Source organism: Stenomitos rutilans, from assembly GCF_059505485.1.
On record NZ_JCACKR010000022.1, the window covers coordinates 67018 to 81571 of the forward strand.

12 protein-coding genes are annotated in these 14554 nt (G+C 48.6%); 7 read left to right on the top strand and 5 right to left on the bottom strand.

Annotated elements, in window-relative coordinates:
* Window positions 1-33 precede the first annotated feature (33 nt).
* Both AC5JLP_RS02325 and AC5JLP_RS02330 read right to left on the bottom strand, forming a co-directional pair.
* Window positions 34-501 carry a DUF29 domain-containing protein gene (locus tag AC5JLP_RS02325; RefSeq protein WP_496066285.1) on the bottom strand — a complete coding sequence of 156 codons (468 nt, stop codon included), beginning with the start codon at window positions 499-501 and terminating at the stop codon, window positions 34-36.
* Window positions 502-630: 129 nt separating this feature from the next.
* Window positions 631-1671 carry a class I SAM-dependent methyltransferase gene (locus AC5JLP_RS02330; RefSeq protein WP_496066286.1) on the bottom strand — a complete coding sequence of 347 codons (1041 nt, stop codon included), beginning with the start codon at window positions 1669-1671 and terminating at the stop codon, window positions 631-633.
* A gap of 215 nt (window positions 1672-1886) precedes the next feature.
* On the opposite strand from AC5JLP_RS02330, the gene AC5JLP_RS02335 reads away from it, so the two are divergent.
* The 4 genes from AC5JLP_RS02335 to AC5JLP_RS02350 all read left to right on the top strand — a co-directional run bounded on the left by AC5JLP_RS02335 (window position 1887) and on the right by AC5JLP_RS02350 (window position 8906).
* The gene (locus tag AC5JLP_RS02335) at window positions 1887-4505 is read left to right on the top strand and encodes a M1 family aminopeptidase (RefSeq protein WP_496066287.1); all 2619 of its coding nucleotides are present in this window, start codon (window positions 1887-1889) and stop codon (window positions 4503-4505) included.
* 84 nt (window positions 4506-4589) lie between these two features.
* Window positions 4590-6434: a DUF262 domain-containing protein gene (locus AC5JLP_RS02340; RefSeq protein ID WP_496066288.1), complete on the top strand. Its 1845-nt coding sequence runs from the start codon at window positions 4590-4592 to the stop codon at window positions 6432-6434.
* Window positions 6435-6507: 73 nt separating this feature from the next.
* Entirely contained in the window at window positions 6508-7260 is a 753-nt protein-coding gene (locus tag AC5JLP_RS02345; RefSeq protein WP_496066289.1) for a GDSL-type esterase/lipase family protein, read from the top strand.
* 140 nt (window positions 7261-7400) lie between these two features.
* A complete protein-coding gene (locus tag AC5JLP_RS02350; RefSeq protein ID WP_496066290.1) occupies window positions 7401-8906 on the top strand; it encodes a glycosyl hydrolase family 57 in 1506 nt (501 codons plus the stop codon).
* A 93-nt stretch (window positions 8907-8999) separates the two neighbouring features.
* On the opposite strand, the gene mug is transcribed toward AC5JLP_RS02350, so the two are convergent.
* The 3 genes from mug to AC5JLP_RS02365 form a co-directional block, all read right to left on the bottom strand.
* Window positions 9000-9551 carry a G/U mismatch-specific DNA glycosylase gene (mug, locus tag AC5JLP_RS02355; RefSeq protein ID WP_496066291.1) on the bottom strand — a complete coding sequence of 184 codons (552 nt, stop codon included), beginning with the start codon at window positions 9549-9551 and terminating at the stop codon, window positions 9000-9002.
* Window positions 9552-9561: 10 nt separating this feature from the next.
* Window positions 9562-10341 (bottom strand): photosystem II electron transport protein, Sll1252 family, encoded by a 780-nt coding sequence (locus AC5JLP_RS02360; protein ID WP_496066292.1) that lies wholly within the window; start codon window positions 10339-10341, stop codon window positions 9562-9564.
* A 469-nt stretch (window positions 10342-10810) separates the two neighbouring features.
* A complete protein-coding gene (locus AC5JLP_RS02365) occupies window positions 10811-11353 on the bottom strand; it encodes a GAF domain-containing protein (RefSeq protein ID WP_496066293.1) in 543 nt (180 codons plus the stop codon).
* A 616-nt stretch (window positions 11354-11969) separates the two neighbouring features.
* On the opposite strand from AC5JLP_RS02365, the gene AC5JLP_RS02370 reads away from it, so the two are divergent.
* The 3 genes from AC5JLP_RS02370 to AC5JLP_RS02380 all read left to right on the top strand — a co-directional run bounded on the left by AC5JLP_RS02370 (window position 11970) and on the right by AC5JLP_RS02380 (window position 14542).
* Window positions 11970-12983 (top strand): 4-helix bundle domain-containing protein, encoded by a 1014-nt coding sequence (locus tag AC5JLP_RS02370; protein ID WP_496066294.1) that lies wholly within the window; start codon window positions 11970-11972, stop codon window positions 12981-12983.
* A 101-nt stretch (window positions 12984-13084) separates the two neighbouring features.
* Window positions 13085-14047 (top strand): FTR1 family iron permease, encoded by a 963-nt coding sequence (locus AC5JLP_RS02375; RefSeq protein ID WP_496066295.1) that lies wholly within the window; start codon window positions 13085-13087, stop codon window positions 14045-14047.
* A gap of 255 nt (window positions 14048-14302) precedes the next feature.
* Entirely contained in the window at window positions 14303-14542 is a 240-nt protein-coding gene (locus tag AC5JLP_RS02380; protein ID WP_496066296.1) for a DUF7219 family protein, read from the top strand.
* Window positions 14543-14554: the final 12 nt, after the last annotated feature.

A 14554-nucleotide genomic window follows, 5' to 3' on the forward strand; every position in this document is an offset into this window, starting at 1 on the left:
GTGAAACAACGTCCAACGTCGCTGTGCGATCGCCTATTCTAAATCCTCAGCCGCCAACCAAAACTCCTGATCCAGAAGTGCCTCAATCTCACGGCTAAACTGCCACTTCTCAGGAAATTTAACGTCTGGATAATCTTTTCTGACTCGCTTCAATGCATACTGCCAACCGTCATCAAACACTTCAACAAAATAATGCTTCAAACTAGGAGATTGTTTCAATAAAGTGTTTAACTCCCGACGTTGTTCCGCGATCGTATTTTCCCAACCTCTATAGTCATAGGGACTGGCAACGTAGATTCGCTTAAGCAAATGCACCAATAGCACATCTAATCTGCTCACAACTTCTCGCTTGTCTCTGCCTGCCAAGCCTTCAATCTCCTCAATCAGACTGTCAAAATCCAACCCCTCAATGTCATGCGCTCTTAGCTTGGCAACCGTGTCTTCACACCAGGCTACAAAGTCGCGATCGTAAAGCTTGAGTTGATTGACAGTTTGGGCCACGTCGTTTTTTGGAGTACTAAAGCCACTTCCAAGCGTAACATAGACGATTTAAGGTAGCTTTTAGTGCGGCAACTCCTGCGGTAAGTAGGTGGGCACCACTAAACGTTAGGATGTGTCGAAAATCGCCAATTACTTTACTTGAGCGACGATCGTCCGATGGCGTGGACTATTGCACGTCACAGTTGGTTGAGCGAAACCAGCAGCGGCGATCGCGCCCTCCAGATCTAGCGAAAAATACTCATCCAGATAGGGTTCCGTACTTTTCAGCAGCGTCTTCACATAAGGCGGCATTTTGGAGTAGATCTCAGACCTGGGGTTCATATCCATAATGGTCAGGTGCCCATCTGGACGCAGCAAACGACGCGCTTCTTGGAGGATGGCGATCGCAGCACTCTGCGGCAACTCATGAAACACTAAACACGCCGACACCAGATTAAACGACGCATCCGGTAAGCCCGTAGACTCAGCCGCTGCGTGTAGCCAGGTGGGTAAGGGGTGAGGAGAAGAGTTATGAGTTTTGAGTTTTGAGTTTTGAGTTAAATTTCCGTCTCTCCCTGCTTCCCTTACTTCCCCTGACTCCTGATTCCTGACTCCTGATCCCCCTGCTCCCTCTGCCTCCTGCCTTCTACCTTCCCCCCGGTACTTCGCTACTGCCAAAAAATACGGCGACAAATCCAGTCCTGTCATCTGCGCGGTTGGAAACGTTTCTTGCAGCGCAAACGTACTCATCCCCACGCTACAGCCAATGTCCAAAATGTCGTTGGGCGCTACAGGCAGTTGAGCCTTTAAGACATCGTGATAGCTCTGACGCAACCACGCATCGCCCTGCGCTCCAGCGTCTTGCCAAATGCGAGCGTGGACGGCATGAGCCGCAACTTCTACCTCCAGCGCGGGTTCCCAACCCAAATTGCCTTCTTCGTAGGCATGAAACGAGGTGACATAGTACTCCGGATAGAACAGATCTGGGTTTTGTACCTGCGCTAAATCGTTGTCCCAGGCGCGCGATCGCAATGCCTCTACTTCTTTTAGCCAGTAGACCCCGATCAATTCTGCCCGCTTAATCATCATCTGACGTGCCTGGTGCTTTGCCAAAGCTGCCAGCGGCTTGACTGCTAAGAGACCGTTGATGAGGTGGGACGCAAGATTGGGTGCAAAACTTGTAGCCGTCATGAGTACGATTTAGCAAAAGAATGGGTGGAATAGGATTATTATCTCAGTAGTCTGCATCGTTTGAGGCGGTTGCTGATGATGCCATTGACAGCAGTGGATGATGGAGACAGCCGATCGAAGGCATCCACGCTAGGCTGAGAAGAAAGCAATGCTGAATCTGCGAGATGATCGTTTATTTCCACCGTTAATTTTCTAAGCAACAGAGCGTCCAATTTATGCCACAGGTTTATTTTGACCCTGATACGAATGGTCACAAGTCCTTTGAACTGCCCGGTGCGAAACCTCACTACAACCCCGATCGTCCCGGACAGGTGGAGCATATTTTTCTGGATCTCGATCTGGATATTCCGAATCAGCGCTATCACGGCACCTGTACGATTCGATTAAATCCTGTGCGCGACGGCATCGATCGTCTGACGTTAGATGCGGTGAATTTACAGATCGACTCGGTTTACGTAGGCGAGACAAAACAACGCTTTGACTACGATGGAGAACTGCTGCACATCCAGCTAGAGCCGACGACAAGAGCCGGAGAACCGATTGAGCTGACGATCGCCTATCGCGTTAACAACCCCCAACGCGGCCTCTACTTCATCGCGCCCGACAAGCATTATCCCGATAAACCCGTCCAGGTATGGACTCAGGGCGAAGACGAAGACTCTCGCTTCTGGTTTCCCTGCTTCGACTATCCCGGACAACTGGCAACCTCCGAAATTCGGGTGCGCGTGCCGAAGCAACTCATGGCGATTTCCAATGGTGAGTTAGTTAACACCGAGGCGGATGGTGACGACAAAATCTATCACTGGCACCAAAAGCAGGTGCATCCTACCTACCTGATGACGCTGGCAGTGGGAGATTTTGCTGAGCTACGGGATGAGTGGAAGGGTAAGCCCGTCACTTACTACGCCGAGAAAGGCAAAGAAAAAGAAGCACGGATCAGCATGGGCAAAACGCCCCGCATGATTGAGTTTTTTAGCGAAAAGTACGGCTACACCTATCCCTATCCTAAATACGCGCAGGTTTGTGTCGATGACTTCATCTTTGGTGGGATGGAAAATACTTCGACAACGCTGCTGACCGATCGCTGCCTGCTGGATGAACGCGCTGCGATCGACAACCGGGGTACCGAAAGCTTAGTGGCTCATGAACTTGCCCATCAATGGTTTGGCGATCTGGTCGTCATTAAGCACTGGTCGCACGCCTGGTTAAAAGAAGGCATGGCATCCTACTCCGAAATCATGTGGACGGACCACGAATACGGTGCTGAAGATGCCGCCTATTACCGTCTTGGTGAAGCCCGGAATTACCTGGATGAAGACAGTTCTCGCTATCGTCGTCCCATCGTCACCCATGTTTACCGAGAAGCGATCGAACTCTACGATCGCCATCTTTACGAAAAAGGTGCCTGCGTCTATCACATGATTCGCGCCGAGTTGGGCGATGCCCTTTTCTGGAAAGCAGTTGCAACGTTTGTTAACGACAATGCCCACAAGACGGTGGAAACCGTTGATTTGCTGAGGGCGATCGAAAAAGCCAGTGGACGCAACCTGCTCTTCCTCTTCGATCAGTACGTCTATCGCGGCGGGCACCCCGATTACAAAGTCGCCTACTCCTGGGATAACGACAGCAACCTCGCTAAAGTGACCGTTACGCAGACGCAGGCGGAGTTGTTTGATTTGAAAGTGCCGATCGGGTTTGGGTATGTAGGAGAGGAGTCAGGAGTCAGGAGTCAGGAGTCAGAAACTAACAATGGCTCGAAACTCGAAACTCAAAACTCAAAACTCAAAACTTTCCCCGTCCGCATTCACGAGCGCGAGCAAGCCTTCTACTTCCCGCTGGAGAAAAAGCCGGATTTTGTGAGCTTTGACGTGAGCAGCCATATTCTCAAAACGGTGGTGCTGGAATATCCGCTACCAGAACTCAAAGTGCAGCTACAGGCTGATCCCGATCCGCTGTCGCGCATTGTGGCGGCTGAAATGCTGGCAAAGAAAGGCGGCTTGGAGACTGTAAAGGCGCTCACGAACGCACTGAAAGCTGAACCCTTCTGGGGTGTGCGCGTTGAAATCGCTAGAAATCTTGCCACGATTAAGCTCGATCAGGCCTTTGACGGCTTAACGGCCGGATTGAAAGACTCCGATGCACGGGTGCGACGAGCCACTGTTGAAGTTCTGGCAACCATCAAGACCCGCGAAAGTTATAAAGCGCTGAAGTCCATTGCCGAAGCGGGCGATGCCAGCTATTACGTGGAAGCGGCGGCTATTCGTGGATTGGGCAGCATTGTCACCTCCAGCCTGGGTGAGTCAAGAGAAGAGAAGGTGATGAAGGTGCTCAAGTCGGTGCTGAAGGAGCGGCAGGGCTGGAATGAAGTGGTGAGATCGGGCGCGATCGGTGCCCTCAGCCAAATGAAAACCTCCGAAGATGCCCTGAACCTCATCCTAGAATACACGGCTCCCGGTGTACCCCAAGCGCTGCGCCTCGCCGCCATTCGTGCCCTCGGTGCTATTTCTACTGGACAAGCGAACAGTAACCTGGAACGCATTCTCGATCGCCTTCGAGAACTGTCGCGCGAAACCTTCTTCCTGACGCAAGTAGCCGTTGTGATTGCACTGGGACAGATGGAAACCGCACGGGCGATCGGTATCTTGCAAGCTCTTGCAGACCAAACTCCCGACGGTCGCGTGCGTCGCATCGCCGAAGAAGCCGTCCAGCGCGTTCAGAAAAACGTTGGTTCCGACAAAGCCGTGAAGCAACTCCGCGAAGAATTGGATCAATTGAAACAAGCAAACCAGGAGTTGAGAAGCCGCCTGGAAAACCTGGAAGCAAAGGCAAAATAGCTGTTAGTCGAATTTAGCTAAGGGGAATGATGGTTTGGAACTGGCTGAATCTACAGTCCGTAAGCTTATGCAACAGAAATCTTATTGAAGGTACTGCTGAAATTAGCTGCCACTAATACGCTCGATTTTACAGAGAAAAGGAAAAGCAAAATGCCACAGACAAGAATTGAGAGCGATAAGCTCTTCATCAAAGATGTCTTTCAAAAATGGTATCGCATTCCAGAGTATCAAAGACCTTATATCTGGGGTTCGGATCAAGTTAATGAACTCCTAGATGATGTATGTCAAGCGCAAAAATCTAATCCTAATTCACAGTATTTTCTTGGGTCAATGGTGCTTAAGAAAAGCAACGAACAGGACGGAAGCACCCAATATGAAGAATATGATCTTCTCGATGGGCAGCAGCGGCTTACAACGCTGTTCCTAATTACTGCTGTTGTTCGAGACTTAACTCCGGATAGCAATTCAGATCTTAAGAAAATTTGTCAAGATGCGATACATCGAAAAGCCAATCATTACGATAACATCCCTGAAAGAAGCCGGATTGTTTTTGACATCCGCGATGATGTTCGAAAATTTGTTGATAAATATGTCAAACTTGACGGTGGTACAAGCAAAACAGATGAGTTGAAGGAGATTTTAGAAAAATCCGATAAAGATATTTCTATCAAAAATATAGCTAATGCAATCTTAGTTATTCAAGAATTCTTTACAAAAGACGCTTTCAAGAACGGAAATTCTATAGATCAATTCTTTCCGTTTTTTCGCTCTAATGTTTTACTGATATACGTAGCAACCGAAGAACTTGAAGATGCTTTTCACTTATTCACAGTAATGAATAATCGCGGGATTAAGCTCCGCAACAGTGACATTTTAAAAGCAGAAAACCTTTCTAAAATTTACGTTATTAAAAGGGCAAGTTATGCACGGACATGGGAAAGTATAGAGAGATACTTTGCTGAAGATTTTGATAATTTCCTGTCTCATATACGGACTATCTTGGTCAAGCAGAAAGCAGGATACAATCTCCTAAAAGAGTATGAAGATAACATTTATAATCCAAAAGATTTCAATAAGAGTACTAAGCAATATATACCAAAACCACCATTGCTGGAGAAGGGCGAGGATACCTTTAAATTTGTTGAGCTTTACTATGATTACTACTGCGCCTTATTTGAGGACAGTGAAAACCAGAATTTTGAACTGGGCAATCAGATTTCTCTGATGAAATTTGGTTTGGAAGCAGATTACTGGATCGCTCCTTTATTACGCTACTATGACAAATTCAAGAACCACAATTTAATTCATTTTATCAAGCTTCTTGATAGGAAATTTTCTGCCGATTGGATTATTGGTTTGTCACCAACAATGCGTATCGAAAATATGAACTCTATCATCAAGTTCATTGATGATGTTGATGATCCAGAGGTGATAATGACCTCAAATGTTTTTAATGTTCAAGTAGATGATCTAAAGAGGGTATTGTCAGGAAGTGTATATGGTCGTCGATATGCTCGTTACTTACTTCTCAAATTAGATCTTGCTTTTCATGGGCATAACACTAAATTCTCACCTCCTGAAACCGTAAGTATTGAACATATTCTTCCGCAAAATCCTAGTCCATCAAGTCAATGGTCTATTGATTTTGACACTAATGAGAGAGAAAAATGGATAAATAGAATGGGTAATCTTGTTCTTCTATCTCGCAGGAAAAACTCCGCACAAAGCAATCTCGATTTCACTCTAAAAAAAGAAAGATACTTTAGAAGCAATATTGAACTGTTTAGCAATTCGGTGAGAATATTTAATACTTACAACACCTGGGGCCTTTCAGATTTAACTAAAAATCACAAAGAAGTTATAAAGAAAATTTTTGCTCTTTATGCGATATCGATTTCGGAAGCTGATATAAATTTACTCTTGGCATAGGAATATTAACCTGCCTGTTACTAAATAAGGAGTCTTTTCCAGGAGAACGAAAGTCTAAAGGGAGGATTTGCCTGTGAAACTGATTCTTCAAGCTTCGTTATGGCTTTCCGTTTGCTTGAATGCACTCTTCATTTCATTCGGCATATGGATTATTCTCAAGCGGGGTGGTTTATCCTATTTGGCGATGAGAGTACCACTGCTGAAAAAGCTTGGCGTTCCGATCGTTCAGATTGCTGCTTTCAATTTCCCCTACTACGATCATCGCCAGAGTCAACTAGAACGATTGCCCATTCAGTCATCTGATATCGTGTTTCTGGGCGATAGCATTACCGATGAGGGGGAATGGGCGGAGCTACTTAAAAATCCTGCTATTAAGAATCGTGGTATTTCTAGCGACACGACGATCGGCGTTCTCGATCGCTTACCTGACATCATCAACTCACAACCGCAAAAGATATTCTTGATGATTGGTGTGAATGATTTGTCGAACCTGGGACGATCGCCCGTTGAAGTGAGCCAATCATACAAAGAGATTTTGACTCAAATTCGTGCGCGATCGCCTCAAACGAATGTCTTCATTCAAAGCGTTTTACCCATTCATCCAGGGCTGTTTATTGGCTCTACAACGAATAGCAATATTCGAGCCTTAAACGAACAACTCCAGAGTTTAGCAGACGAATTTTCCTATACCTATATCGACTTGCATTCTCATTTTCTCGATGCTCACCATCAGTTAGACACAACGTACACGATCGATGGCATTCACCTCAACGGCATCGCCTATCAGCGTTGGGCAAAACTCATTGAACCCCACGTATTTTCATAAGTGTTGATCGCAGACTTCTGACTCCTGACTTCCGCCTCCTGACTTCCGCCTCTCCCTCCCCTTCAACCAGGTTTGGCTAAACTGAATGTGCGCTACTGTGAGATGTCAGAATCACACGTCCACTAACCTCAAGGCTTCCTATGGTTTCCTCCACACTTACCATCAATCCAGCACCAATTCCTGAGTTGGTTGATGATCTGCCAAACATTTCGGGCTGGGAAGCTGATGTACAGGCAGTCACCAGCGAAAATCATCCGGTCTTTTTACCGACAACCAACTTACGTCTGGATGATGTGACGGCAACGTTTGCGATCGCCCTGCACATGCATCAACCGACCGTCCCTACTGGTTGGAATGGTACGCCGATCGGGCATTTGCAACACATGTTTGAGCATTCTGGTGAAGGCGACAACCACAACGCAGGCACCTTTGCCTGGTGCTACTCGCGCATGGGTGACTTTATCCCCGAACTGGTGGGCAACGGCTGCAATCCTCGCGTCATGCTGGATTATTCCGGCAACTTGCTGTGGGGACTGCGGCAAATGGGGCGTGGCGATATTTTGGATAACCTGAAGCGCATTACCTGCGACCCCAACTATCAGCCCTACGTCGAGTGGTTGGGAACAATGTGGAGCCATTCGGTTGTGCCCTCTACGCCCATTCCCGATATCAAGCTGCACATTCAGGCGTGGCAGCACTACTTTGCAGCGGTGTTTGGCTGGGACGCATTGGCACGAGTGAAGGGCTTCTCACCCCCAGAAATGCACTTGCCGAACCAGCCCGACACGCTCTACGCCTTTGTCAAAGCACTGAAAGAATGTGGATACCGTTGGCTGCTGGTACAGGAACATTCCGTTGAAACGCTTCAGGGAGAGTCGCTGCACGATAAGCATTTGCCCCATCAACTCATTGCCCGGAACTCGCACGGTGAAACGGTAAGCATCACGGTGCTGATTAAAACGCAGGGGTCAGATACCAAGCTGGTCGCTCAAATGCAGCCCTATTACGAGGCGAAAACACTATCGCGTCGATCGCTCAACGGCATCTCCATTCCCCCGATCGTCTCGCAAATTGGCGATGGCGAAAATGGCGGCGTGATGATGAACGAATTTCCGCCTGCGTTTAAGCAAGCCTGGTATCAGATGGCAGAGAATGGTGGCAGATCGAGCGTTGTGGGTGTCAACGGGACGGAGTATCTGGAACTGCTGGAAGCCGCAGGTGCGAGGTCAGAGGATTTCCCGACCTGTCAGGCGATCGGGCAACACCAGATCTGGCAGCGCGTATCTCCCGAACATGCTACGCCAGAAGCCATCGAAGCCGCGATCGTGGCGATCAAACAAGAAAATTCTCACTTTCACATGGAAGGCTCATCCTGGACGAACGATCGCAGTTGGGTGAAAGATTACGACAACGTGCTGACCCCAATGAATCAACTCAGCGCCCACTTCCACCAAACCTTCGATCCACTCCTGGAAGCGCCCCCGGAGTTAGGGCAGCTACCCATTACGCAAACCTCTCACTACCGCAAAGCACTGTTGTATAATCTGCTGCTGCAAACAAGCTGCTTTCGCTACTGGGGACAGGGCGCGTGGACAGATTATGCCCGTGATTTTTATCAGCAGGGGCAGGCAGCGATCGGCTCATGAGCAGAACCCGCCATCTCCAGGTGCTCTGCTCAACTAAAGGTGGCAATGGTGCCAAGCGTTTTCGGTCTGAATCTCGCTCAGAGCAAGACAGCATCAATCTGCGATCGCCACCAGCAGTGCTCGAAACACTTGGGCAAGATCGTTGAGCTGATAATGGGCATTTAAACCACTGGGGTTGGGTAAGACCCAAACGATCGCACCCTGTAATGATGCTTGCGGCCCGATCGTCGCTTTTGGAGTTGCAAAGGCAGTGCGATAGGCACCAATCCCTAACACTGCCAGCACCTGCGGTCGATAGCATTGCACTTTTGCTTGAAGCTGCTGTCCGCCCGCGATCAACTCTTGAGTTGACAGTTGATCGGCGGTTGCGGTTGCGCGATCGACCACATTGGTAATGCCATAGCCTAACGCCAGCAACGACTCATCTTCACTCGGCGCGTATTGTCGATCCGTAAACCCAGCTCGATGTAACGTGGGCCAAAAGCGGTTCCCAGGGCGTGCGAAATGATGCCCTACAACCGCACTATAGAGGCTGGGATTGATGCCGCAGAACAGTACCCGTAAGTCTGGTGCAATGATGTCGGGCACTGTGGTGTCGATCGCCGCTTGAAGCTCAGTTTTGGTGGGTCTTAGAAGAGGGGGCATGGAGGCTGCTTTACACAAAGCGGGTTAACTGCACGCGGTAGCGGTCTTTTTTCGTGACTGCAATCTCGCCAACTTCGACGCGGCCTTTACCGCGAATGGCAATCAGGTCATTGGTTTTAACGGTATGACTGGCACTGGTGACTTCTTTCCAGTTGACGCGCACATCGCCACTGTTGATCAGGTCTGCCATTTTGCTACGAGACATGCCAAACCCCGCTGAGGCGATCGCATCCAGGCGCAGGGATGCTTCTACGGTGATGAGTTCTTTCTTCTTGGGTTCGCGTACTTTTAGTTCAGATAACTCGATGCGACGAGTTTTGACGGGCACCGATCGTACCTGAGTCAGATGCAGTTCGAGAAATTCGACCAGTGCTGGTACCGCGATCGCCTGTGCGCCACGCTCTCCTAAAACGATGATGTCGCCAACTTTTTCGCGCATGATGCCAGTCCCTAGCAGTGCGCCTAAAAAGTCGCGGTGGCTTGCCTGGTCAAAGAGAAAGTTGCCTGCAATTTCTAGGGCAGCGATTTCAACGTGAGTGATATCCAGGAGAGTCTCTGTGCGGGCGATCGCTAGTCGCTGCCGTTCTGCCTGAGGGTAGCCACCCCACGCTACAAGCTGTACTTCTGATAAGCGACTAAAGGTCTGCTGAATTTCAGCCATCTCTGGTGGTGAAAGAAAATCGGTTTGCACGATATCCCAGGTCTTAATGGCCTGATCAGCCTGGTCAATCACCCGCGCGATCGCCTCACGGTTTTCCACTCCCTTTAACAGGTTTTCTCTGGGCAACATCACAAAACGTTGGTAACGAAGATCTATTCTAACGAGTCACTATCGACCTAAACGAGGATCGACCTAAAGACGATTTTGCCTGGAGCAACCGTTGATGCGTGCATGAAAGCTGTTGATCGTGCCTTAAGACTCATCAATCTAAACGCGTTTTAGCTTCAAGCGCTACCCGTTTTGGTGCGAATTGCAATCCTCGGCATGCCCAATTCAGTTGCTAATATAGGACTTACGCAAAAGCGATCATCTTTCGCCCCCTAGCCCCCAATGCTGGGGGAACCGAGCCAATTAAAGCCCCCAGCATTGGGGGCTAGGGGGCAAATGTGTAAGTCCTATAATAGTTGAATCAGCTCCTGATTTGCCGTCTATCGGCGAGGATGAGCTGAATCTTCCAACTACTGTCATCCTCGTACCGAAGGGATTGTTGCTTTGCATTAGGCTTTACCTTAACGCTAAGAGCTTTCATGGAATGCCGCTACATCTTTCTACTGCCGCGAATGGACGGCACGATCGCCAACGCCTCTGCACAACGCTGCATGTCACTGATGTCTGCATCTATCCAGGAGCGCGCTGCCTGACAATGATGAGCCACTAACAGCCCCCATAGTCCTTGAATCGTTAGCACTGGCACCACTAAGTTAGCGCGAACCTGCATGGTACGAAGAAAATCGCGGTGACATTCTGCGATCGAGTCTGTTTCGATATCGGCGATCGCCCGCACGCGTCCAGCCAAATACAGTGCCGCATACTCATCGTTAAAGCAGGCATCTGGCCCCGTCGAGCCAAAAATAGAATAGCTAGGATCGCTAAGTGCCTCAAATGTCACTTGCCCCTTCCACTGACGGTAGAAGTAGTACAACACCACTCGATCGACTCCTAGCTTTTGCTGTAGGTCTTGTGTGCTTTGTTCCACCAGACGATCGCGCTCAAGCGTTTTGGAGATGACAGCATTGACTCGGCGCAGTTTCGGATCGCCCCGCAGCACCCTACCAGAATTTATTTCTTCAGGAAAAGACATTTCTACAGCCAGAACGGCATAAGTGCTTAATCATTATTACTTATTGTAAATAACCCAGGGGAGAATGGGGCGTTGACTTGATGAAGCGACCCCTCGATATTCCCTTGGCTAACCGCGTGTAGCCTTAGACAGCCGTCCTCAGTAGCGTTCCAGGCTGCATTGCCCTCGGCTCTCGTTTATCTTTCACCTATGACCATAGACAGACTGGTGTAGTCAGATTGGCTAGGACGACGTCCAGGGGTGAAACTCATGGCTGGAGGCCAATGCCCACATCTCCCTTCTGATTTCAAGGTTCTAACTTCTGTGGCAACAGCTTAATTGCTCTGCCTTAAAGTAATGTTTCCGGAGAAATTTGGGAATCTTATTGACAATTAGTGCTGATAGGCTCAGAATAATTTTTACACACGCTAATAAGAATTGATTGCAATAAGGTTCTTGCTGTGTTTCGGTTGCTCTAACTTTGAAGACAAAATCGTCAGTGGAAAGAGCGAAAAAAATGCTTTCCTACAGGAGCTTTACTACTAATCACTGCGATCTAGTGGGTTTTGTCTTGAACCATTCGTTGCCTTTTGCAAGGCTTGGCTAAATCTTTTGTTGAAAACTTTTGGATCTAACTATGTCTTTGTTCAGGTTTTTTGCTTTACTGCTTGCGTCGATGAGCTTAACGGTGCTGATTGCGTGCAGCACACAACCGCCTGATACGGCTTCTGCACCCACAACAGCGCCCTCTCCTCAGAGCAGTACTATGAGCAGTATGAATCATAGTGGCAAGCCTAAAATCAACATCAACACAGCTATCTTGTCTCAGTTAGATAAGTTTGAGGCGCAGCTTGGCGTACCTGCGTTATCCAACAAAATTCAAGCCAGCCGTCCTTATGGAAAGCCAGAAGAGCTAGTGTCGAAGAATGTTATTACCCAGGCACAGTTTGACCAAATTAAAGAGATGGTGACGGTTGAGGATATTGCATTGACCGGAGAAGCCAAAGACGTAGATTATATGACGAAGCTGGGGCTGATGAAGGGACATTTGCTTGTAGCGAGAGAATTGTTGGACTTGCAAAAGCCTGCTCAAGCAGAACCTCATATTGGGCACCCAGTAGAAGAGATTTATGCTGATGTTGAAGACCAGCTTCAAGAGCGCAATGTCAAAGAATTTAAGACAACGCTGATCGCTCTGCAAGATTTGGTGCGGGCTGGGGCAAAAGACACGGCCAAAGTCAATACTGAATTTAAGACATCAATGAAGGCTGTAGACGACGCGATCGCGGCCTTACCTGAGGCACAGCGGCAGTCGCCTACCTTTGTTTTGCAGGTGATTAATGGCTTGCTGGATACCGCTAATTCTGAGTATGGTGCCGCGATCGCCAACGGCAAGATTACTCAAGCTATTGAATATCAAGATTCGCGCGGGTTTGTAGCCTATGCCAACACCCTCTACAGCGGCGTTTCAGCGCAGGTTGAGAAAGACGCTCCTGAAACGCACAAAGATATTCAGCAGACAATGGCGGAGCTAACGAAAGTCTGGCCTGCTCCCTTACCACCTGCTACACCGATTAAAACTCCCACGCAGGTGTCTCAATTGATTAAAACAGTGGAGATAGGTACTCAGAAAGCGGTCAAGACCTCTTAAGCTAGAAGGCATCTACTTCCCCTTTTCTCGCGGGGGTGGGAGACTAAAGCTTGTAAACCCTTTACGCTTAACCTATCTCTTTAACCCTATCGGCATTTGCTATGGACTTTAGCTCTGCTTTACCGACTTTTATCATCACCCTCCGCGAGGGGGTAGAAGCTGCTCTAGTGGTGGGCATTGTGCTTGCTTACCTCAAAAAAGCGAAACAATCACACTTGAACTCATGGGTGTATGGTGGCATCGCTGGCGGACTAATCATCAGCGCGATCGTGGGGTTGCTGTTTGGCTTGCTGCTGCAAACTCTAGGGGCGTCAAACCAAAAGTATGCACCTGTTTTTGAACCGTTGCTAGAAGGCGTTTTTAGTGTTGCTGCGATCGTCATGCTGAGCTGGATGCTGGTATGGATGACTCAGCAGGCCCGACTCTTAAAAGGACAGGTGGAAGGTGCGATCAATGCCACATTAACGGGCGGTAGTGCAGCAGGATGGGGGATTTTTGGACTCGTCTTTTTTGCGGTGCTGCGAGAAGGGTTTGAAACGGTGCTCTTTATTGCAGCCAAGTTTCAGCAGGGACTTGTGCCTGCGATTGGGGCCACAGCGGGCATCATTAGCGCGATTGCGATCGGGTTTCTGCTATTCCGGTGGGGAGTTAAAATTAATCTTCGCGCTTTTTTCCTGGTTATGGGCGTGTTCTTGCTGCTGATTGTGGCAGGATTAGTGGTTTCAGCACTGGGGCATCTTGATGTTGCTATCAGCACCCTCGCGCAGATGGATCGTCAGTCTGAGGGTCTCTGTTTCTACTACGAACGGTTCACAAAGTTTCCTTCCTGTGTCTTGGGGCCATTGGTTTGGAATACCAGTAGAGTACTGCCTGATAGCCAATTTCCTGGCGTTATTCTCCATACGCTGTTTGGCTACGAAGATCAGCTCTATCTCGTGCAAGCCGTTGGCTATGTCGTGTTTCTGCTGGTAATTGGTGGCATCTACCTCAGAAGCGTGATGGGTTGGAAACTGAAGCCAGTCAAAGCCGTTGGTGTTGAAACCTCAACTAGCAAGTCATCCTAGTGATATAGGCATGCGACGTTGAATACAGCTTTATCAACATCAAGCTGTGATGAGGAATAATTACAATCAGGTTAAGGTTAGGTTAATATAGACGCTCCACAACTCATTATGCTTGTACAACGATCGCCATCAACTTAAGATGTCGGGTTAAAGAGAAGCTTTTCTCTGCCAGGGGTCTCACCTTGCAAACCCGTCATTGCTGGTCTGGCTCCGCTGTAGGTCATGGTGAGCAGGTTGCACATTAGGAGCGTCTTGATGGACAAAGCTGATTTTTTGTATCCTCGATCGCGCTATAGAGGCGCTGTTAAGCCGGAAAACCTGGTCTTCAATGCGAACCTGCAAGAGTTTTCGCAGCGGGTTAACTACATCTGTTGCCTTGAAACGGGGGGTAAGCTTTCGCCAGAAGCGTCTTACCAAGAAATTAAAGCCCTGTGGAAGCAGCTTAAACGCAGCAAGCGGCAGCTTGGAATTGGTAAAACTGAATTGCCACAGTGATCGTCTGGTCGC